Source organism: Ensifer sp. ENS07, from assembly GCF_014852185.1.
Classification (GTDB): Bacteria; Pseudomonadota; Alphaproteobacteria; order Rhizobiales; family Rhizobiaceae; genus Ensifer; species Ensifer adhaerens.
The window spans coordinates 887171-907938 of sequence record NZ_JACVBE010000001.1 but is presented as its reverse complement, the minus strand read 5'-3'; the positions used below and the strand labels follow the sequence as shown (position 1 = coordinate 907938).

General features: G+C 61.2%; 17 protein-coding genes. 2 read left to right on the top strand and 15 right to left on the bottom strand.

The window, feature by feature from the left end; all coding sequences use genetic code 11:
• Positions 1 to 86 precede the first annotated feature (86 nt).
• The gene (gene dnaE / locus IB277_RS04520) at positions 87 to 3584 is read right to left on the bottom strand and encodes a DNA polymerase III subunit alpha (RefSeq protein WP_192370789.1); all 3498 of its coding nucleotides are present in this window, start codon (positions 3582 to 3584) and stop codon (positions 87 to 89) included.
• A gap of 418 nt (positions 3585 to 4002) precedes the next feature.
• Between dnaE and IB277_RS04515 the strand changes: the two genes are divergently transcribed.
• Both IB277_RS04515 and IB277_RS04510 read left to right on the top strand, forming a co-directional pair.
• Complete coding sequence (locus IB277_RS04515) at positions 4003 to 4572, top strand: hypothetical protein (RefSeq protein ID WP_192370788.1); 570 nt, start codon at positions 4003 to 4005, stop codon at positions 4570 to 4572.
• 83 nt (positions 4573 to 4655) lie between these two features.
• Complete coding sequence (locus IB277_RS04510) at positions 4656 to 5123, top strand: DUF5680 domain-containing protein (RefSeq protein ID WP_192370787.1); 468 nt, start codon at positions 4656 to 4658, stop codon at positions 5121 to 5123.
• A 168-nt stretch (positions 5124 to 5291) separates the two neighbouring features.
• On the opposite strand, the gene IB277_RS04505 is transcribed toward IB277_RS04510, so the two are convergent.
• The 14 genes from IB277_RS04505 to nuoI form a co-directional block, all read right to left on the bottom strand.
• Positions 5292 to 6602, bottom strand: coding sequence for a lipoprotein-releasing ABC transporter permease subunit (locus tag IB277_RS04505; protein ID WP_192370786.1), 1311 nt, complete (start codon positions 6600 to 6602; stop codon positions 5292 to 5294).
• A 168-nt stretch (positions 6603 to 6770) separates the two neighbouring features.
• Positions 6771 to 7457, bottom strand: coding sequence for an ABC transporter ATP-binding protein (locus IB277_RS04500; RefSeq protein WP_034786709.1), 687 nt, complete (start codon positions 7455 to 7457; stop codon positions 6771 to 6773).
• Between the two features lie 16 nt (positions 7458 to 7473).
• Complete coding sequence (locus IB277_RS04495; protein ID WP_064816985.1) at positions 7474 to 8784, bottom strand: lipoprotein-releasing ABC transporter permease subunit; 1311 nt, start codon at positions 8782 to 8784, stop codon at positions 7474 to 7476.
• A gap of 19 nt (positions 8785 to 8803) precedes the next feature.
• A complete protein-coding gene (proS, locus tag IB277_RS04490) occupies positions 8804 to 10132 on the bottom strand; it encodes a proline--tRNA ligase (protein ID WP_034803555.1) in 1329 nt (442 codons plus the stop codon).
• A gap of 748 nt (positions 10133 to 10880) precedes the next feature.
• Positions 10881 to 11150 (bottom strand): DUF1467 family protein, encoded by a 270-nt coding sequence (locus tag IB277_RS04485; RefSeq protein ID WP_034803557.1) that lies wholly within the window; start codon positions 11148 to 11150, stop codon positions 10881 to 10883.
• A gap of 130 nt (positions 11151 to 11280) precedes the next feature.
• Positions 11281 to 11685, bottom strand: coding sequence for a methylmalonyl-CoA epimerase (gene mce / locus IB277_RS04480; RefSeq protein ID WP_034803559.1), 405 nt, complete (start codon positions 11683 to 11685; stop codon positions 11281 to 11283).
• A 57-nt stretch (positions 11686 to 11742) separates the two neighbouring features.
• On the bottom strand, positions 11743 to 13410 hold the full coding sequence (locus tag IB277_RS04475; RefSeq protein WP_060580866.1) for a ribonuclease J: 1668 nt from the start codon (positions 13408 to 13410) through the stop codon (positions 11743 to 11745).
• Positions 13411 to 13435: 25 nt separating this feature from the next.
• Positions 13436 to 14200: a biotin--[acetyl-CoA-carboxylase] ligase gene (locus IB277_RS04470; protein WP_162727209.1), complete on the bottom strand. Its 765-nt coding sequence runs from the start codon at positions 14198 to 14200 to the stop codon at positions 13436 to 13438.
• The gene (gene nuoN / locus IB277_RS04465) at positions 14200 to 15642 is read right to left on the bottom strand and encodes an NADH-quinone oxidoreductase subunit NuoN (protein WP_034803562.1); all 1443 of its coding nucleotides are present in this window, start codon (positions 15640 to 15642) and stop codon (positions 14200 to 14202) included. Before nuoN ends, IB277_RS04470 begins: the two co-directional genes overlap by 1 nt.
• Positions 15643 to 15661: 19 nt before the next feature.
• Positions 15662 to 17173 (bottom strand): NADH-quinone oxidoreductase subunit M, encoded by a 1512-nt coding sequence (locus IB277_RS04460; protein WP_060522197.1) that lies wholly within the window; start codon positions 17171 to 17173, stop codon positions 15662 to 15664.
• A complete protein-coding gene (nuoL, locus tag IB277_RS04455) occupies positions 17173 to 19167 on the bottom strand; it encodes an NADH-quinone oxidoreductase subunit L (RefSeq protein ID WP_034803566.1) in 1995 nt (664 codons plus the stop codon). Before nuoL ends, IB277_RS04460 begins: the two co-directional genes overlap by 1 nt.
• A gap of 7 nt (positions 19168 to 19174) precedes the next feature.
• Positions 19175 to 19483, bottom strand: coding sequence for an NADH-quinone oxidoreductase subunit NuoK (nuoK, locus tag IB277_RS04450; protein ID WP_034803568.1), 309 nt, complete (start codon positions 19481 to 19483; stop codon positions 19175 to 19177).
• Between the two features lie 28 nt (positions 19484 to 19511).
• Positions 19512 to 20126: an NADH-quinone oxidoreductase subunit J gene (locus tag IB277_RS04445; RefSeq protein WP_034804235.1), complete on the bottom strand. Its 615-nt coding sequence runs from the start codon at positions 20124 to 20126 to the stop codon at positions 19512 to 19514.
• Between the two features lie 138 nt (positions 20127 to 20264).
• Positions 20265 to 20756 (bottom strand): NADH-quinone oxidoreductase subunit NuoI, encoded by a 492-nt coding sequence (gene nuoI / locus IB277_RS04440; protein WP_025426590.1) that lies wholly within the window; start codon positions 20754 to 20756, stop codon positions 20265 to 20267.
• Positions 20757 to 20768 lie beyond the last annotated feature (12 nt).

Here is a 20768-nt window from a genome sequence, read left to right as displayed (position 1 = left end):
CCCGGCGAGCGTCCCGCCGCGGGTCGATAGGTTCCAAGCCGGCTCAATCGCCGCTCCACTGCAATTCAGTGGAGCCCCGCCTCGGATTACACCAGTTCGACGTCGATGACGCCCGGCGCCGAGCGCAATGCTGCAGCGATCTCCGGCGAAATCCGGAACTTCTCGTTCAGTTCAACCTCGATCTCGCGCTGGCCATTGTCCTTAATGACGACGAAGGAGACGAGCCCGTCGCCCTTCATGTTGAGGTGCGAGGCGATCGACTTCAGCGGCCCGGAATCGCGCACATAGACGCGCAGCGCCTTCTGCAGTTGCAGCGATTCTTCTTCGAGCGACCGCAGCGTCTGGATGCGCAGGCCGATGCCTTCCGGCCGCTCTTCCGCCGCCACGGTCATGACCAGCGACTTGCCGGGCTCTAGCAGGTCTCGATACTGGTGCAGCATCTCGGAGAACAGTACCGCCTCGAACTGGCCGGAGGAATCCGAGAAGGCGATGATTCCCATCTTGTTGCCGGTGCGCGTCTTGCGCTCCTGCTTCGAGGTTACGGTTCCGGCGAGCCTTCCGGCCGTCGCCCCCTTCTTCACAGCGCCGGCGAAATCGCCGAAGGTCTGCACGCGCATCTTGGCGAGCAGCGCATTGTAGGTGTCGAGCGGATGGGCAGACAGATAGAAGCCCAGAACCTGGAACTCGCGGTGCAGCTTTTCCGAGGCAAGCCACGGCGTGTAGGTCGGAAGCGCAATGCGCTCCGGCCCGGTGGCCGCCCCTGCGCCGAACATGTCGCTCTGCCCGCTCGTCTTGTTTTCCTGAGCCCGCTGGGCAAACCCGAGAATACGATCGAGCCCGCCGACCAGCTCCGCCCGGTCGTAGCCGAAGCAATCGAAGGCGCCGGCGGCAATCAGGCTTTCAAAAACGCGACGGTTGAGCAGCTTGGGGTCGATCCGGAGGCAGAAGTCTTCGAGGCTTGCGAAGGCCTTGTCGCCTCGAACCTCGACGATGTGCTCGACCGCTGACTCGCCCACGCCCTTGATCGCTGCAAGCGAGTAATAGATGCGGCTTTCGCCCGTCTGGAAGTGCCGGAACGAGGTCTGTACCGACGGGGCGATCACCTCGATGCCCAGACGCTTGGCATCCTGGCGGAAGTCGTTGACCTTTTCGGTGTTGGACATGTCGAGCGTCATCGACGCCGCCAGGAACTCCACCGGATAGTGCGCCTTCATGTAGGCGGTCTGATAGGACACGATCGCATAGGCCGCCGCGTGCGACTTGTTGAAGCCGTAGTTGGCGAACTTGGCGAGCAGGTCGAAAATGAGGTCGGCCTGCGGCTTCGACACCTCGTTCTTGACGGCGCCGTCGACGAAACGGGCGCGCTGCTTGTCCATCTCCTCCTTGATCTTCTTACCCATGGCGCGGCGCAGAAGATCGGCCTCGCCGAGCGAGTAGCCAGAGAGCACCTGGGCGATCTGCATCACCTGCTCCTGGTAAACGATAACGCCCTGCGTTTCCTTGAGCAGGTGGTCGATCTTCGGATGGATCGACTCGACCTCTTCCTCGCCATGCTTACGGGCGTTATAGACCGGGATGTTCTCCATCGGGCCTGGGCGATAGAGCGCCACGAGTGCGATGATGTCCTCGATGCAGTCGGGCCGCATGCCGATCAGCGCCTTGCGCATACCGGCACTTTCCACCTGGAACACGCCGACCGTTTCGCCGCGCGACAGCATCTCGTAGGTCTTCAGATCATCGAGTGGGATGCTCGCGAGATCGACCTCGATGCCGCGCTGCTTGACGAAATCGACCGCGACCTTCAACACCGTCAGCGTCTTCAGGCCGAGGAAGTCGAACTTGACGAGACCGGCCTGCTCGACCCACTTCATGTTGAACTGGGTGACCGGCATGTCGGAGCGCGGATCGCGATACATCGGCACCAGCTGCGACAACGGCCGGTCGCCGATCACGATACCGGCGGCGTGGGTCGAGGCGTGGCGGTAAAGGCCTTCGATCTTCTGGGCGATATCGAGAAGGCGGGCGACCACCGGCTCCTTCTCGGCCTCTTCCTGCAGGCGCGGCTCCTCCTCGATCGCCTTGGAAAGCGGCGTCGGGTTGGCGGGGTTGTTGGGCACCAGCTTGCAGATCTTGTCGACCTGACCATAGGGCATTTCGAGCACGCGACCGACGTCGCGCAAGGCGGCACGGGCCTGCAGCGAACCGAAGGTGATGATCTGCGCCACCTGTTCGCGACCGTACTTGCGCTGCACGTAGCGGATCACCTCTTCGCGCCGGTCCTGGCAGAAGTCGATGTCGAAGTCGGGCATCGAGACGCGCTCGGGATTGAGGAAGCGTTCGAACAGCAGCGAGAAGCGCATCGGATCGACGTCGGTGATCGTCAGCGCATAGGCGACAAGCGAGCCGGCGCCCGAGCCGCGGCCCGGCCCGACGGGGATGTCGTGCTGCTTGGCCCATTTGATGAAGTCGGCAACGATCAGGAAGTAGCCGGGGAACTTCATGCGCTCGATGACGCTCAATTCGAAGGCCAGGCGCTCGCGGTATTCCTCTTGGGTGTAGCCGGGCGCCATACCGAGTCTCGCGAGACGGTCTTCGAGGCCCTCCTCCGCCTGGCGACGCAGTTCGTCCGACTCGGCGCGCTCGGCCTCCTCCGGATCCGCCGTCGCGCCGGTAAAGCGCGGCAGGATCGGCCCACGGGTCTTCAGCATGAAGGAGCAGCGCCGGGCGATCTCGATCGTGTTTTCCAGTGCCTCGGGCAGATCGGCAAACAGCGCCGCCATTTCTTTGCGGCTCTTCAGATAGTGGTCCGGTGTCAGGCGGAACCGGCTGTCGTCCGACACCATGGCGTTGTGCGCTACCGCCATCAGGGCGTCATGCGCCTCATAGTCGGAGGGCGACGGGAAGAAGGCTTCGTTGGTGGCGACAAGCGGAATATCGAACTTGTAGGCAAGCTCGATCATCCGGCTCTCGTGCCGCCGGTCATGGCCACCGTGGCGCTGCAGCTCGATATAGAGCCGATCGCCAAAGAGATCATGCAAGGCTTCGAGACGCGCTTCGGCGAGCGCCGTGGAGCCCGCCTTCATGGCGATATCCACCGGGCCACCGGACGCGCCGGTCAGCGCAATCAAGCCCTCGGTGCCGCATTCGCCAAGCCAGGAGCGCGTAATGCGCGTCGCCTGGCTGCCCTCGCCGCTCAGATAGGCACGGCTGACGAGATCGACGAGGCGCGTATAGCCGTCATCGGTGGCGGCGATGAGCACGATCGATGGCAGCTTGGCGAGCTGATGCCCATGGCCGCGCCGATCCCCCTCGGTCTCGTCCTCCATGTCGATCGACAGCTGGCAGCCGGTGATCGGCTGCAGCCCGTCACCGGCTGCCTTCTGCGAGAATTCGAGGGCTGCGAAGAGATTGTTGGTGTCGGCGATCCCGATCGCCGGCTGGTTATCGGCGACCGCCTTGCCGATGACCTTCTTCAGCGGCAGAGCGCCTTCGAGCAAGGAGAAGGCAGAGTGGACGCGCAGATGCACGAACTGCGGATCCGTGCCGAGCGCCTCACTCGATGCTGCCTTGCTGTCGTCTGCCATTGTCGCACCCTGATTCCTGTCCAGTCGGAAGGATATCCCGTTTATCGCCCGTCATGTCCAGATTCCCCTGGCATGTCGTCCCCCTTATTCAACGGGGATGAGACGCTTTGCGGAGGTGCTTGAGAGAAGATGTTGACGCCCGCCTTCAGAGGCCGAGCGCAATGAAAGAGATGCTTGCGATGAACAGGCTCATCGACGCGAAGGCGGCGAGGTCACGAACAAAATCAGTCATAACATGGCTCCTTTTCCGTTATGTTTTTACTTTGTTCCATTTTTGTTCACGCGTCAAGCAGTGCACAGGCATTCTGTTCACGATGGTTAACATCGCGCCCGAATGCAGGTTAACTGACGACGAAGCCGCTTGAGGAAAGCGCGGCGCCCGCATATCAAGAGGAACGACCACGCGGAGCGCTCCGACATGCTTGCACGCCTGATTCTCCCCTTGCTGATCCTGCTTCCGACCACCGTCTCCGCAGCAGAGACGATAGACCCCGCCCGCATCGTCTCGGCGGCGACCGGCGACTGGAACAAGGACGGGAGCCAGGATCTCGCGCTCATCGTACGACCCGCCGAAGGCAGCGACGAGGACAACGGCATCTATCTCTACCTCACCGGCGACAACGGCGCGCTGGCATTAAAGTCGGCCATTCCGAACAAGGTCTGGGGTCAGTTCGAACTCGTCGGCCAAGCGCCGTCGATCGAGGCGCTGCCGAGCGGCTCGTTGCTCATCACCAGTCAGAACGATGCCATCGGGCGCGACCGCTGGGAACAGAAGCTGACGGTCGCCTATCGCAACTTCGACTTCGTCGTGGCGGGCTACACCTACTCGTCCTACGATACGCTCGATCCGGACAACACCGCGCAATGCGACCTCAACGTGCTGACGGGCAAGGGCAATTCGAACGACAAGCCAATCACCGCGAAAGGCGAGCTCATCCTTCTCAAGGACTGGAGCGACGATCGCGGGCAGAAGGCGTGCGGCCTGTAATAACCGGGTGATTGTTCTCTATTTGTTCTTTACAACTTCAGCGGATCGCGACATCCTCCGGCGCGAACGTATGAGGAACAATCATGGCCGCGCTCGAAGCACTCAGAGAATTCATCGTTGAAGCCAAATCAAAAACCTATGTCGGCGGCGGCGGGCAGCGACCGTCGTCACGCCCGGGTTCTCACGACATCGGCTACGAGCGGGATAGCTGGAGCTACCTCGACAGCTATTTCGGCGGGACCGATTTCGCAGGCCAGGAGACCGTGTGGCAGAATGACGAGCCGCACTGGGCGATGAACTACTTCGGGCGGATCATCCGTCCTGACCTCATAAACGGCGAAAAGGCAGGCGTCGTCATCAGGGCGGCGCTTCAGGCGATGTACCGCGACAAGCGGCATTTCCTCGGCGGCACGGAGTTCCGACACACCCATGGCTACTACATCGACAACAGCCGCGGCGACACCGCACATTTTTCCGGGCATGAGGTCATCTTCGTCGACGGCGAGGAAGCCTACGAGCTCGACTATCGCGGCGGTCTGATCAGGCGTTGAGGGCAAGGCCCGCGGCAAGTGACGCAAGAGGGCGCAGCGGTTCGCGAATCTGATGGATCGCGGCGCGCTTTGGACGCCAAACGCCGCGGATGGCCGGCGAAGGTGGTAATCGCTGTGTCAGACGCACGCATTCATTCAAGAAACGACGTTGCAAGTCACAGCGTGGGGTCAATCGTAACGCAAGGCTTGCACCGGATCGAGGCGCGAGGCGCGCCAGGCCGGAAAGATCGTGGCGAGGAAGGAAAGGGTCAGCGCCATGACGATGACGAGTGCAGTCTCGTCTGCGTTCATGTCGGCCGGAAGCTGGCTGAGGAAATAAAGCTCAGGGCTAAACAGCGTCGTTCCGGAGATCCAGGAGAAGAACTGTCGGATGGATTCGATGTTGAGGCAGACGACGACGCCGAGCGCCACGCCCGCGACCGTTCCGGCAACGCCGATTGCAGCCCCGGTCATGAAGAAGATGCGCATGACAGAGCCGGAGGTCGCGCCCATGGTCCGCAGGATCGCGATGTCGCTGCCCTTGTCCTTCACCAGCATGATCAGGCCGGAGATGATGTTGAGTGCCGCGACCAGCACGATCAGCGACAGGATCATGAACATCACGTTGCTCTGGACCTCGAGCGTCGAGAAGAAAGTCTTGTTGCGGTCGCGCCAGTCGGTGATGAAGATCTGCCGTCCGGCCGCATCCTCGATCGGCTGGCGCAATTCCTCAACGACATCAGGATGCTCGACGAAGATCTCGATCGACTGGACCAGTCCCTCGGCGTTAAAGAAGAGCTGCGCTTCTTCAAGCGGCATGAAGATGATCGTCGCGTCATACTCCGACATCCCGATCTCGTAGATTGCCGAGACGGTATAGGCTTTCACACGCGGGTTCATGCCGAGCGGCGTCACGTCGCCGTTGGGCGAGGTCAGCGTGATGGTACCGCCGACCGTTATGCCAAGCTGTTCGGCCATGCGCGAGCCGATCGCCACGCCAGAGCCGGAGGCAAAGCCGACGAGATCGCCGGACTGGATGTGGTCAGAAACCGACTTCATCTTGCTCAAGTCGTCGGCGCGGATGCCGCGCACCAGCGCGCCGGTCGAACTGTCACCGACCCCTTGCGCCAGAACCTGGCCTTCGACCATCGGGATCGCCATGGTGACGCCTTTGACGCCCGAGAATTTAGTCGCCAGTTCCGGATAGTTGTTGAGCGGACCGTCGATCGGCTGGACGATCATGTGGCCGTTGATGCCGAGAATGCGGGAGATGAGCTCGGTGCGAAAGCCGTTCATCACCGCCATGACGATGATCAGCGTCGCCACGCCGAGCATGATGCCGATGAAGGAGAAGCCGGCGATGACAGAGATGAAGGCTTCCTTGCGTCTGGAGCGAAGGTAGCGCCACGCCACCATACGCTCGAAGGCGGAAAAGGGTCGGCTGGAGGACTTTTCAGGCCGCTCTGCGGCCTGCACCCGATCTTCGGTCACGGCGGTCATCCTGCCTTCCCTCGCCTCATCACTTCGTTGCGACCAGCTTGTCGATCACCGCTTCGACGATCATCGAGGGCGGTCTAGATTTACGTCGAGAAACTTGTACGTGCGCCAGCGAAAGGCAGGCTGACGTGGCGGCGTCCGAGTGGTTGTCGCGTCCGCCCTCCGGCACACTCACTTCATCTCGACGACCTTGCCGTCTTCGATCGTCACCCGCCGATCCATCAGTCCGGCGAGCTCGTGATTGTGTGTCGCGATCAATGCCGCGAGGCCCGACTGCCGTGCCAGCGCTTCCAGCGCCTCGAAGACATAACCGGCGGTCTCCGGATCGAGATTGCCTGTCGGTTCGTCGGCAAGGAGAACGAGCGGCGCGTTGGCAACGGCGCGCGCAATCGCAACGCGCTGCTGCTCGCCGCCGGAAAGTTCCGCCGGGCGGTGATCGGCGCGGTGGCCGATGCGCATATAGTCGAGCAACGCCCCAGCCCGCTCCGCGGCTTCCGCCTTGGGCAGACCGGCGATCAACTGCGGCATCATGATGTTCTCGAGTGCCGAGAACTCAGGCAACAGGTGGTGGAACTGGTAGACGAATCCGATCTCGTTGCGACGGATCGCCGTGCGCCGATCATCGTTGAGCCCGCCGCAGGACACCCCGTTGACCAGCACCTCGCCGCTATCGGGGCGCTCCAGCAGACCCGCCACATGCAGCAGCGTCGATTTTCCGGTCCCTGACGGCGCGACCAGCGCCACGGTCTCGCCGCTTCTCAGCGTGAAGTCAGCACCCTTGAGGATGGAAAGGAACGTCTCGCCTTCCCCATAGTGTCGTTCGACGCCGGAAAGCTGCAGTGCCACGCGCGCATTCATTGAGGTGATGTCCTTGTCATTCGTAACGCAGGGCCTGCACCGGATCGAGGCGCGAGGCGCGCCAGGCCGGAAAGATCGTGGCGAGGAAGGAAAGGGTCAGCGCCATGACGATGACGAGTGCAGTCTCGTCTGCGTTCATGTCGGCCGGAAGCTGGCTGAGGAAATAAAGCTCTGGGCTAAACAGCGTCGTTCCGGAGATCCAGGAGAAGAACTGTCGGATGGATTCGATGTTGAGGCAGACGACGACGCCGAGCGCCACGCCCGCGACCGTTCCGGCAACGCCGATTGCAGCCCCGGTCATGAAGAAGATGCGCATGACAGAGCCGGAGGTCGCGCCCATGGTCCGCAGGATCGCGATGTCGCTGCCCTTGTCCTTCACCAGCATGATCAGGCCGGAGATGATGTTGAGTGCCGCGACCAGCACGATCAGCGTCAGGATCATGAACATCACGTTGCGCTCCACCTGGAGCGCGGAGAAGAAGGTCTTGTTGCGGTCGCGCCAGTCGGTGATGAAGATCTGCCGTCCGGCCGCGTCCTCGATCGGCTGGCGCAACTCCTCAACGACATCTGGATGTTCGACGAAGATCTCGATCGACTGGACCAGTCCCTCGGCGTTAAAGAACAGCTGTGCCTCTTCAAGCGGCATGAAGATGATTGTTGAATCATATTCCGACATGCCGATCTCATAGATCGCCGAGACGGTATAGGCCTTCACACGCGGGTTCATGCCGAGCGGTGTCACGTCGCCGTTGGGCGAGGTCAGCGTAATCGTTCCGCCGACCGTTATGCCAAGCTGCTCGGCCATGCGCGAACCGATAGCCACGCCAGAGCCGGAGGCAAAGCCGACGAGATCGCCGGACTGGATGTGGTCAGAAACCGACTTCATCTTGCTCAAGTCGTCGGCGCGGATGCCGCGCACCAGCGCGCCGGTCGAACTGTCACCGACCCCTTGCGCCAGAACCTGGCCTTCGACCATCGGGATCGCCATGGTGACGCCTTTGACGCCCGAAAATTTAGTCGCCAGTTCCGGATAGTTGTTGAGCGGACCATCGATCGGCTGGACGATCATGTGGCCGTTAATGCCGAGTATGCGGGAAATGAGTTCGGTGCGGAAGCCGTTCATCACCGCCATGACGATGATCAGCGTCGCCACACCGAGCATGATGCCGATGAAGGAGAAGCCGGCGATGACAGAGATGAAGGCTTCCTTGCGTCTGGAGCGCAGGTAGCGCCACGCCACCATGCGCTCGAAGGCGGAAAAGGGTCGGCTGGAGGACTTTTCAGGCCGCTCTGCGGCCTGCACCTGATTTTCAGTCACGGCGGTCATCCTGCCTTCCCTCGCCTCGTCACTTCGTTGCGATCAGCTTGTTGATCGCCGCTTCGACGGTCATCGTCTCGCGCTCGCCGGTCTTGCGGTCCTTGACCTCGACTTCGCCATTGGCGATCGAACGCGGTCCGACGATGATCTGGACCGGAACGCCGATCAGATCAGCCGTCGCGAACTTCGCACCGGCGCGGTCGTCCCTGTCGTCGAGCAGCGCCTCGAATCCAGCCTTGCCGAGTTCGGAATAGAGCGTCTCGCAGGCGCCGTCGCAAGCGGCATCGCCCGCTTTCATGTTGATGATGACGCCATCGAACGGCGCAATCGACTTTGGCCAGATGATGCCGTTGTCGTCATGCGAGGCTTCGATGATCGCCGGCACCAGACGGGTCGGACCGATGCCATAGGAGCCCATGTGCACTGCATGCTCCTTGCCGTCGGGGCCGAGAACCTTGGCGCCCATGGCTTCGGAGTACTTGGTGCCGAAATAGAAGATGTGGCCGACTTCGATGCCGCGGGCCGACAGTCGGTCGCCCTCGGCAACCGCGTTGAAGGCTGCCTCGTCGTGCATTTCCGACGTCGCCGCATAACGCGAGGTCCACTTGTCGAAGATCGTCTTCAGGCCGGCAACGTCATCGAAATTCGTGTCTTCGCCCGGAATGTCGAAGCCGAGGAAATCCTTATGGCAGAACACTTCGGACTCGCCGGTATCGGCAAGAATGATGAATTCGTGGCTGAGATTGCCGCCGATCGGGCCGGTATCGGCGCGCATCGGAATGGCGCGAAGGCCCATGCGTGCGAAGGTACGCAGGTAAGCGGCAAACATCCGGTTATAGGCGTGTTCGGCCCCTTCCCGGTCGAGATCGAAGGAATAGGCGTCCTTCATCAGGAATTCGCGCGAGCGCATGGTGCCGAAGCGCGGACGGATCTCGTCACGGAACTTCAGCTGGATGTGGTAGAGATTGAGCGGCAGGTCGCGGTAGGACTTCACGTAGGAACGGAAGACGTCCGTGATCATTTCCTCGTTCGTCGGACCGTAGAGCATCGGCCGGTCCTGCCGGTCCTTGATGCGCAGCATTTCCTTGCCGTAGGCGTCGTAGCGGCCGCTTTCCTGCCACAACTCGGCAGACTGGAGGGTCGGCATCAGAAGCTCGATCGCGCCGGAGCGGTTCTGCTCCTCGCGGATGACCGCGTTGACCTTGTCGAGAACCCGCTTGCCCAGTGGCAGCCAGGTATAGATGCCCGAAGACTGCTGCCGGACCATGCCCGTGCGCAGCATGAGGCGGTGGGAAACGATTTCCGCTTCCTTGGGATTTTCCTTCAGGATGGGCATAAAAAAGCGGGACAGGCGCATGACGGGTTCCAGAACTTGATGAACGTCGCACTATCGGCGGATTCGGGCGAAATGACGTTGAGCGAGATGCCGGCTTCACCTTTTGATTGGTAAAGGCGACCGCTGCTTCTCGGGTCGGGCTCTCCATTTTCCATCACCGGCAAAGCCGGCAGGAACCTTTAGGAGCCTTGCGTTCATAGCTGCTTCGCCGGCGGAAGAAAACCCTGCTCTCCGTTGTCACGGACAGAGAAAGCATCCACGGATTTTCAGGGGGAACTCGACGCCGCTCCTGCGTCAAAAGAGCACGCTAGTAACAAGATTACGACAGTAATTGTCAACGGGAATATTTTACCCGACTGTAGCAAAAATGCAAAAAAACAGGATGACAGAGCCCAATGTTTGGGCTAGTTTCGGCTCACAAAACAGGCATGAAGACTAAATTCTTGCCGACTTTCGCGGTCAAGTCTTGGGAGGATAAGATCTTAGGCGCGCTTCGTCGCTGCCGCCGGAAACGGATTAAAGATCACGCGAAACTTGAAAAACAAGGCTTTTAGCCTTGTTTTTTTTTGCTTTTCAGCAAGAGACAGACGCGCGAAGCACCTTACAAAATTGAACTATGTCAATTTCACGGCGGTCAATCCTGCAATTGCCCGGGTTCTGCCCACGGGCATGCGCGCAGGCTCCGTCAAGGCACAGATGTGCCCATCAAATTGCACAGAACATGTCGCATTGAGAGCGACCGGCTCACGCGGCGGCCGCGATGAACTTATCAATCAAATTTTGGGTAGAAACGCGGAATGGAATCTATGCCGTAGCCGAGCCTGACGGACAGGATATACCAGGCAAGTTGAATGACGGCCGCAATCACCGTCGTCAAAAGCACGACACGCTTGGCGTTGAACTTCGCCGGGGCGCTCTCGACACTCCCCGGAACGACGCTGTTTTCTTCAGCCTGAGTGCGCACGCCGAGGGGCAGCACGGCAAAGAGCGTGATCCACCAGATGATGAAGTAGATGGCAAAGGTCGAAAAAAGCGGCATTTCAAGCTCCCGGTGAAGGCGATCGGCAAGACAGCGAGCAACCCGCGTTTCGCCGCGACTTCCGCGACATTCCGTCCGCCTTATAGCGCTGACCGCCCGATCGCACAAACCGGCATCGCGCGATCTACTGTCACACCTCTTCGAGTTCGATCAGCGTACCCTGAAAATCCTTGGGATGCAGGAAGAGCACCGGCTTGCCATGGGCGCCGATCTTCGGCTCGCCATCGCCCAACACTCGCGCTCCGGCGGCGCGCAACGCGTCGCGCGCCGACAGGATGTTCTCTACCTCGTAGCAGATGTGATGCATCCCGCCCGAAGGGTTCTTCGCCAGGAAAGCGGCAATCGGTGAGCCCTCGCCGAGCGGCTCCAGCAGCTCGACCTTGGTGTTTGCAAGCGTGACGAACACGACGGTGACGCCGTGTTCGGGCAAAGCCTGTGGCTCGGTGACGGAGGCGCCGAGCGTCGAGCGATAGCTTTCGGCGGCGGAGTGAAGATCCGGCACTGCGATGGCGATGTGGTTCACTCTTCCAAGCATTGCGATCTCCCGCTTTGACGTCCGGTTCCGCTTACATGGTCACGGGCGACCGGCCAATCAGACTTTGGTGACAAACACCGTGACGATCGGCTTCTTGCCCCAGATCTGGTTGGCGGTGCTGCGCACGGCGCGGCGGACCGCCTCCTGCAGCATTGCCAGATCCTTGCGCTTTGCCCGCGGAATGCTCTCGACGGCGCCAAGAATGGCGTCATAGAGCGTGTCCTCCATGTCCTCGCCCTCGTCGTCGAACTCCGGCAAGCCGATCGCGACGATATCCGGGTCGCCCAGGAAATCGTAGCGGCTGTCGAGAACGACGTTGACGGCGACATGGCCGGCGAAGGAGAGCTTGCGGCGTTCGCCGATGCCCATCTCCTCGAAATCGCCGATGAGGCTGCCGTCCTTGTAGATGCGGCCATGGGGCGCTTCGTCGATCACTTCGGCGGGACCTGGCGCAAGACGCAGCATTTCGCCGTTCCTGAGACGCGGAACGCTGGCGATGCCGGACTGCCGGCCCAATTCGCCATGCGCCGTCAGATGCGCCGCCTCGCCATGAACAGGTACGAGGATCTGCGGCCGCAGCCACTGGTACATCTGCTGCAGCTCGGTGCGACGCGGGTGGCCGGATACGTGCACCAGCGCCTCGCTGTCGGTGATGATGTGGATGCCCTGTTCCACCAGGCCGTTCTTGATGTCGTTGATCGCCTTTTCGTTGCCCGGGATCGTGCGTGAGGAAAACACGACCGTGTCGCCAGCCGAGAAGGCGACATTTCGCATCTCGTCACGGGCGATCTTGGCAAGGGCTGCCCGCGGCTCGCCCTGGCTGCCAGTCAGGATGACCACGACCTTGTCGCGCGGCACGTAGCCGAACTCGTCTTCGGCGAGGAAAGGTTTGATGCCTTCCATCAGCCCAAGATCCGTAGCGACGGCGACGACCCGCTTCATCGAACTGCCGAGCAGAAGCACATCCCTGCCGGCCTCTTCCGCCGCTTCGGCGATCGAGCGGATGCGCCCGACATTCGAGGAGAACGTCGTGATCGCCACCCGACCCTCAGCGTTGGCGATGATCTTCGTCAGGCTTTCGGAAACCTCCTGCTCCGACGGCGAAACGCCGTCGCGCATCGCATTGGTGGAATCGCAGACGAGCGCAAGCACACCTTCATCGCCGATCTGGCGGAAGCGTGTCTCGTCGGTCAACGGTCCGAGCGACGGGTGAAGGTCGATCTTCCAGTCGCCGGTATGAACCACGGTGCCGACCGGCGTGCGAATGATCAGCGACATCGGCTCGGGGATCGAGTGGTTGACGCCGACGGCCTCAATCTCGAAGGGGCCGACATTGATGCGGTCGCCCTGCTTGAAGATCGTGATGGGGATCTCGCCCCGGCTCTTCTCGAAATCCCGCTTGGCTTCGAGCATGCCTGCCGTGAACGGCGAGGCATAGACCGGCACATTGAGACCGGGCCACAGGTCGTTCAGACCGCCATAGTGGTCCTCGTGCGCATGGGTAATGATGATCGCCTTGAGATTGCGGCGCTCTTCGGCGAGAAAGCCGATATCGGGGAGCACGAGGTCGACCCCAGGGAGCTCTGGCCCCGGGAACGTCACACCGCAATCGACCATGATCCACTGGCGGCTGCCCGGCCGTCCGTAGCCGTACAGGCCAAGATTCATGCCGATTTCGCCGACGCCGCCGAGCGGCAAGAACACCAATTCTTCTTCTTGCGCCATGTCGTGTTGCGCCCCTGTTCCAAATTTATCCGAAAAATACGTCGCCGGCGGCAATCGCCTGCGTCATGCCGTTGCCGGTGTCGAGCACCAGCCGTCCGGCCTCATCAATACCGGCAAAGCGTCCTGAAAGCGACCGGTCCGGCAGGTTCACGGTTATCGTTTCACCGATGCCGCGGGCTGCTGCCCGCCATTGTTCGATCGTCGTGGCGATACCGGCGCCCCGATCCCAAACCTGCAGGGTCTCCGCCATCGTCAGGAACAGGCGCGCAAACAGTTCGTCGGGCGAAACCGACGCACCTTCGTTGGCCAGCGACGTCACGGGATAGAGCCCTTCATCCGGCTGGACCGCGATGTTGATGCCGCAACCGATGACCAGCGCCCGGCGCCCGTCCGGGAGGCTTTCGCCTTCAAGCAGGATACCGCAGGTCTTCTTGCCGTCGATCAGGATGTCGTTCGGCCACTTGATCTCCACCGGCGCCGAACCCGGCGGCATCACCTGGCGGATCGCCCTGTGAACGGCGACGGCGACAGCAAGCGGCAAAGAGTGCAGGTGCTCGACCGGTGCCGGCTCGATGAGGAGAAGCGAAGCGTAGAGATTGCCCGGTTCGGAGAACCATGCCCGGCCGCGACGTCCGCGCCCGCCGGTCTGCCTGATGGCCGTGACCCAGAGATTGCCCGGGTCACCCTGGCGCGCACGCGCCAGGCATTCACTGTTGGTCGACCCGACCGCATCGAGAGCGACGTGCCGGAAATCGTCGAGCGAGATCCGGCCGCCGCTTTCAAAGGCGATCAAAAGAAGGTCCGCGCCGCGACTTCGGCGGCGTTTCCGAGCGGGCCGCCGATGAGCACGTATCCGAGAACGAACAGGCCCGAGAGACCGAACACCAGCCGCAGTTCGCCGGCGGTGCGGGCGAACTCGCCCTTGGCATCGTCGAACCACATCACCTTGATGACGCGCAGGTAGTAGTAGGCGCCGACGACGGATGCGAGAACGCCGATGATGGCGAGCGCATAGAGCTGGGCTTCAATGGCCGCCATGAAGACGAAGTACTTCCCGAAGAAGCCTGCCATCGGCGGGATGCCGGCGAGCGAGAACATCAGGACGGTCAGCACCGTCGCCATGAAGGGGTTGGTCTGCGAGAGACCGGCGAGATCGTCGACGTTCTCGACGTTTTCGCCTTCCTTGCGGCGCATCGCCAGGATGCAGGCGAAGGTGCCAAGCGTCATGACCATGTAGATGAGCATGTAGAGCAGCACGCCGCGAACACCAGCCATGGAGCCGGCGGCAAGGCCGACCAGCGCGTAGCCCATGTGGCCGATCGAGGAATAGGCCATCAGGCGCTTGATGTTCTTCTGGCCGATCGCCGCGAAGGCACCGAGCAGCATCGATGCGATCGAGATGAAGACGATGATCTGCTGCCAGTCTGCAACGACAGGCTCGAAGGCGTTGATGACGATGCGAACGAGGATCGCCATGGCGGCGACCTTCGGTGCCGCCGCGAAGAAGGCGGTGACCGGCGTCGGCGCGCCTTCATAAACGTCAGGCGTCCACATGTGGAACGGCACGGCCGAGATCTTGAAGGCTAGGCCGGCGAGTACGAAAACCAGCCCGAAGATCAGGCCGAGCGAGCGGCCTTCAGCCGTCAGCGCAGCCGCGATCTGGGTAAAGCCGGTGTGGCCGGTGAAGCCGTAGATCAGCGACATGCCGTAAAGCAGCATGCCCGAAGAAAGCGCACCGAGGACGAAGTACTTCAGGCCGGCTTCCGTCGAGCGGATGCTGTCGCGGTTGATGGCAGCGACGACATAAAGGGCCAGCGACTGCAGTTCCAGCGACAGGTAGAGCGAGATCAGGTCGTTGGCCGAGATCATCAAGAGCATGCCGAGCGTTGCCAGCACCAGAAGCACCGGGAACTCGAAACGGTCAATCTGGGCGGAGCGCGCATGGCCGACCGTCATCACCAGGGCGGTGATGGAGCCGATCAGGGCCAGAACCTTCATGAACTTGGCGAAGGGGTCCGACAGGAAGGCGCCGCCATAGGCTTCGCCTTCACCGGTCTTAAGCACGAGCCAGAGGCCAGCGATGATCAGGAGGGCAACCGCAAGACCGGTGACCGTCGACGCCGACTTCTCGCCGGAAAACACGCCAATCATCAGCAACGCCATCGCGCCGACCGCGAGGATCAGCTCGGGGATCGAGAGTTGCAGGCTTGCAAGGAGGGTTTCAGCAGTCATGTCCAATCACGTCCTGTGGTCATTGCACCGAAAGCGCAACGTTTTGCGCTGCCTGCAGGGCTGCGGAGTAGTTGTTGACGAGCAGATCCACGGAGGCCGCTGTCGCATCGAAGATCGGTGCCGGATAGACGCCGAAGAAGATCGTCAGGATCACCAGCGGATAAAGGATGGCCTTTTCGCGCGGCGACAGGTCGAGCAACGCCTTCAGGCTTTCCTTTTCCAGCGCGCCGAACACGACCCGGCGATAGAGCCAGAGCGCATAGGCGGCCGACAGGATCACGCCGGAGGTGGCAAAGAGCGCAACCCAGGTGTTGGCACGGAAGGCACCGACGAGGGTCAGGACTTCGCCGACGAAGCTGGACGTGCCCGGCAGGCCGACGTTCGCCATGGTGAACACCATGAAGGCGACGGCGTACTTCGGCATGTTGTTGACGAGGCCGCCATAGGCGGCGATTTCGCGGGTGTGCAGGCGGTCGTAGACAACGCCGACGCAAAGGAAGAGCGCGCCGGAGACAATGCCGTGCGACAGCATCTGGAAGATCGCACCCTGCACGCCCTGAACGTTGGCGGCAAAGATACCCATCGTCACGTAGCCCATGTGCGCAACGGACGAATAGGCGATCAGCTTCTTGATATCGGTCTGCATCAGCGCCACCAGCGAGGTGTAGATGATGGCGACGACCGAAAGCGTGAAGACGAACGGCGCGAAGTAATCTGAGGCCAGCGGGAACATCGGCAGCGAGAAGCGCAGGAAGCCGTAACCGCCGAGCTTTAGCAAGACGCCGGCCAGAATGACCGAGCCCGCCGTCGGCGCCTGAACGTGTGCGTCGGGAAGCCAGGTGTGGACCGGCCACATCGGCATCTTCACCGCAAAGGAGGCGAAGAAGGCGAGCCACAGCCAAGTCTGCATCTGGCGCGGGAAGTTATAGGCCAGTAGCTGCGTGATGTCGGTCGTACCGGCCTGCCAGTACATCGCCATGATCGCGAGCAGCATCAGCACTGAGCCGAGCAGCGTATAGAGGAAGAACTTGTAGCTGGCGTAAACGCGGTCCTTGCCGCCCCAGACACCGATGATGAGGAACATCGGGATGAGACCGGCTTCGAAGAACACGTAGAAGAGCACGATATCGAGCGACACGAAGACGCCGATCATGAACGTTTCCAGGACCAGGAACGCGATCATGTAGGCCTTCAGCCGCTTCTCGATCGACAGCCAGCTCGCCAGTACGCAGAACGGCATGAGGAAGGCCGAGAGCACCACGAACAGCATCGAGATACCATCGACACCGAGATGGTAGGAAATGCCGGTGCCGAGCCACTCGTGCTTCTCGATCATCTGGAAGCCCGGGTTCGAGGAATCGAACTGGTACCAGATGTAGACCGACACGGCGAAGGTGAAGATCGTCGTCAGCAGCGAAACGTTCAGGATATTCCGGCGGCCGTAGGCGCTGTCTTCCCTTGTGAGCAAGAGAAGCAGGACGCCGACGAGCGGCATGAAGGTGACCGCGGAAAGTACGGGCCAATCGGTCATCAGAAGGAACTCCTGAACATCATCCAAGTAACAAGCGCGGCGATGCCGATCAGCATCGCAAACGCGTAGTGATAGAGGTAACCAGTCTGCAGGCGGACAACGCGGTCAGTGACGTTGAGCACACGTGCGGCAATGCCGTTCGGGCCGTAGCCGTCGATCACGCGACCGTCGCCTTCCTTCCACAGGAAGGTGCCGAGCCACTTGGCCGAGCGTACGAACAGGAAGTCATAGAGCTCGTCGAAGTACCACTTATTGAGCAGGAACTGGTAGAGGCCACGGTGCTGCTCTGCCAGATACTTCGGCAGTTCCGGCCGGCGGATATACATGTACCAGGCCGTGAAGAGGCCAAGCGCCATGGCGACAAACGGGCTCCACTTAACCCACTTCGGCACGTGGTGGTACTCATGCAGGATTTCGTTTTCCGCCGAGGTGAACAGCGCACCCTTCCAGAATTCGGCATAGCCTTCGCCGAAGAAGTGATCGTGGAAGATGAAGCCGGCGACCAGCGCACCGACGCCAAGGATATAGAGCGGCACCAGCATGACCTGCGGCGATTCATGCACGTGATGCATGACATCCGAGGAAGCGCGCGGCTTGCCATGGAAGGTCATGAAGGTCAGGCGCCACGAATAGAAGCTGGTGAAGAGTGCCGCGACAACGAGCAGCGCATAGGCGAAACCGGAAACCGAGCTGTGGGCGGCATAGGCGGACTCGATGATCGCGTCCTTCGAGAAGAAGCCTGCGGTACCGATGATCGTGCCAGGGATGCCGACGCCGGTCAGTGCGATCGTGCCGATGAACATCATCCAGTAGGTAACCGGAATGTGCTTCCGGAGACCGCCCATGTAACGCATGTCCTGCTCGCCATCGACGGCGTGGATGACCGAACCGGCACCCAAGAACAGCAGAGCCTTGAAGAAGGCGTGCGTGAACAGGTGGAAGATCGCCGCGCCATAGGCACCGACGCCGAGGGCCACGAACATGTAGCCGAGCTGCGAGCAGGTCGAATAGGCGATGACGCGCTTGATGTCGTTCTGGACGAGGCCGACGGTCGCCGCGAAGAAGGCGGTGATCGCGCCGATGATGGTGACGACGGTCAGCGCATCCGGCGACAGCTCGAACACCGGCGACATGCGGGCGACGAGGAAGACGCCGGCGGTAACCATGGTTGCGGCATGGATAAGAGCCGAAACCGGGGTCGGGCCTTCCATGGCGTCCGGAAGCCAGGTGTGCAGCAGGAACTGCGCCGACTTGCCCATCGCGCCCATGAAGAGCAGCAGGGATGCGGCGGTGATGGCGTCAGCCTTGTCGAGGTGCATGCCGAACAGGGTGACGACGGCCTCCCCTGCTCCCGCACCTTCGGCCGGCAGATAGGTCTTGGCGGCAGCGAAGATCGTTTCCAGGTTGACCGAGCCGAACAGCACGAAGACCAGGAAGATACCGAGCGCGAACCCGAAGTCACCGACGCGGTTGACGATGAAGGCCTTCATCGCAGCAGCGTTGGCCGACGGCTTCTTGTACCAGAAGCCGATGAGCAGGTAGGACGCAAGACCCACGCCTTCCCAGCCGAAGAACATCTGCACCAGGTTGTCCGACGTGATGAGCATCAACATCGCGAAGGTGAAGAGCGACAGATAGGCAAAGAAGCGCGGACGATGCGGATCGTGGTGCATGTAGCCGATCGAATAGACATGCACGAGGGTCGACACCGTGTTGACGACCACGAACATGACCGAGGTCAGCGTATCGACGCGGAACGCCCATTCGACATCGAAGGTGCCGGACTGGATCCAGCGCAGCACCGACACCTTGATCATTTCCTGGTGGCCCATGGCGACGTCGAAGAAGACGTACCAGGAGAGCGCAGCGGCAATGATCATCAGACCGCTGGTGACATATTCCGATGCCTTGGCGCCGATCGAACTACCGAAGAGGCCGGCGATCAGAAAGCCGATCAAAGGCAGGAAGACGATAGCCTTGATGATGGTATCCATAGCCCAATCAGCCCTTCATCATGTTGACGTCTTCAACAGCGATCGAGCCGCGGTTGCGGTAGAAGACGACGAGAATTGCAAGTCCGATGGCCGCTTCCGCAGCCGCGACGGTCAGGATGAACAGGGCAAAGACCTGGCCAGTGATGTCATTCAGGAACGCCGAGAAGGCGACCATGTTGATATTGACCGCAAGAAGAATGAGTTCGACCGACATCAGGATGACGATGACGTTCTTCCGGTTCAGGAAGATGCCGAAGACGCCCAGCGTGAACAGGATGGCGCTGACGGTGAGATAGTGGGAAATTCCGATTTCCATTTTTTTGTTCCTCGATCTCGCGTCCGACTTAAATGCCCTGGCCGGGCTTGACCGTGACCACTTCGACGGCGGTCTCGGGCGTGCGGGCAACCTGCTGCGGGATGTTCTGGCGCTTGATGTTTTCGCGGTGGCGCAGGGTCAGCACGATCGCGCCGATCATGGCGACGAGCAGGACCAGGCCGGCGATCTGGAAGAAGTAGACGTAGTGCGTGTAGAGCACGTCGCCGAGCGCTGCCGTGTTCGTGCGGTCGGCGACCGCCGGGATCGGCATCGAAATCGACTTGGCGATCTCAGGCGAGAACGTCGCACCGCCAACCACGATGATGAGCTCGGCTGCAAGGATCAGACCGATCAGCGCGCCCACCGGCGCATATTCAAGCACGCCGGCCCGCAGTTCCGCGAAGTCGATGTCGAGCATCATGACCACGAACAGGAACAGCACCGCGACCGCGCCGACATAAACGACCAGCAGGATCATCGCGAGGAATTCGGCGCCAGTCAGCAGGAACAGACCTGCCGCGTTAAAAAAGGTCAGGATCAGGAACAGAACCGAATAAACCGGGTTCCTGGCCGCAATGACCATGAATGCCGACGCCACCGCGATGAAGGCAAAGAGATAGAAAAAAAGAACCTGCAGACCCATGATCGGTGCCTTCTTCGTCTTGCACGGCGTGAGGCGCTTCTGGCCCCACTCCACAGGCAAAGCCGGACACGCGTCCGGCCGTTGCCCAAACCTATGTCACATGCACCGCCCTCCCCGGGGCGGCGCTACGCTCTGGCCTCAGCGATAGGGCGAGTCCATTGCGATGTTGCGTGCGATTTCCCGTTCCCAACGGTCGCCGTTGGCGAGGAGCTTGTCCTTGTCGTAGTAAAGCTCTTCGCGCGTCTCGGTGGCGAACTCGAAGTTCGGGCCCTCGACGATGGCATCGACCGGACAGGCTTCCTGGCAGAAACCGCAATAGATGCACTTCACCATGTCTATGTCGTAGCGAACCGTACGGCGTGTGCCGTCGTTGCGGCGCGGGCCGGCTTCGATGGTGATGGCCTGTGCAGGACAGATCGCCTCGCACAGCTTGCAGGCGATGCAACGCTCTTCACCGTTCGGATAACGGCGCAGCGCATGCTCGCCGCGGAAGCGCGGGCTGACCGGTCCCTTTTCGAAGGGGTAGTTCAACGTCGCCTTCGGCTTGAAGAAATAGCGCATCGACAGAAAGAACGCGCCGACGAATTCCTTCAGGAACAGCGAGCTGACGGCTTGCGAAAGACCGGCCATCATTTACCTCCA

Excerpts from the sequence above, each read along its gene's own strand:
- nuoL (WP_034803566.1), bottom strand. The coding sequence starts at position 19,167 with ATGGATACCATCATCAAGGCTATCGTCTTCCTGCCTTTGATCGGCTTT.
- IB277_RS04505 (WP_192370786.1), bottom strand. The coding sequence starts at position 6,602 with ATGACCGCCGTGACCGAAGATCGGGTGCAGGCCGCAGAGCGGCCTGAA.
- mce (WP_034803559.1), bottom strand. The coding sequence starts at position 11,685 with ATGCTTGGAAGAGTGAACCACATCGCCATCGCAGTGCCGGATCTTCAC.
- IB277_RS04475 (WP_060580866.1), bottom strand. The coding sequence starts at position 13,410 with ATGGCGCAAGAAGAAGAATTGGTGTTCTTGCCGCTCGGCGGCGTCGGC.
- IB277_RS04485 (WP_034803557.1), bottom strand. The coding sequence starts at position 11,150 with ATGCCGCTTTTTTCGACCTTTGCCATCTACTTCATCATCTGGTGGATC.
- nuoI (WP_025426590.1), bottom strand. The coding sequence starts at position 20,756 with ATGGCCGGTCTTTCGCAAGCCGTCAGCTCGCTGTTCCTGAAGGAATTC.
- IB277_RS04510 (WP_192370787.1), top strand. The coding sequence starts at position 4,656 with ATGGCCGCGCTCGAAGCACTCAGAGAATTCATCGTTGAAGCCAAATCA.
- IB277_RS04500 (WP_034786709.1), bottom strand. The coding sequence starts at position 7,457 with ATGAATGCGCGCGTGGCACTGCAGCTTTCCGGCGTCGAACGACACTAT.
- nuoN (WP_034803562.1), bottom strand. The coding sequence starts at position 15,642 with ATGACTGCTGAAACCCTCCTTGCAAGCCTGCAACTCTCGATCCCCGAG.
- IB277_RS04495 (WP_064816985.1), bottom strand. The coding sequence starts at position 8,784 with ATGACCGCCGTGACTGAAAATCAGGTGCAGGCCGCAGAGCGGCCTGAA.
- IB277_RS04460 (WP_060522197.1), bottom strand. The coding sequence starts at position 17,173 with ATGACCGATTGGCCCGTACTTTCCGCGGTCACCTTCATGCCGCTCGTC.
- IB277_RS04445 (WP_034804235.1), bottom strand. The coding sequence starts at position 20,126 with ATGGGTCTGCAGGTTCTTTTTTTCTATCTCTTTGCCTTCATCGCGGTG.
- proS (WP_034803555.1), bottom strand. The coding sequence starts at position 10,132 with ATGCGCCTGTCCCGCTTTTTTATGCCCATCCTGAAGGAAAATCCCAAG.
- dnaE (WP_192370789.1), bottom strand. The coding sequence starts at position 3,584 with ATGGCAGACGACAGCAAGGCAGCATCGAGTGAGGCGCTCGGCACGGAT.
- nuoK (WP_034803568.1), bottom strand. The coding sequence starts at position 19,483 with ATGGAAATCGGAATTTCCCACTATCTCACCGTCAGCGCCATCCTGTTC.
- IB277_RS04515 (WP_192370788.1), top strand. The coding sequence starts at position 4,003 with ATGCTTGCACGCCTGATTCTCCCCTTGCTGATCCTGCTTCCGACCACC.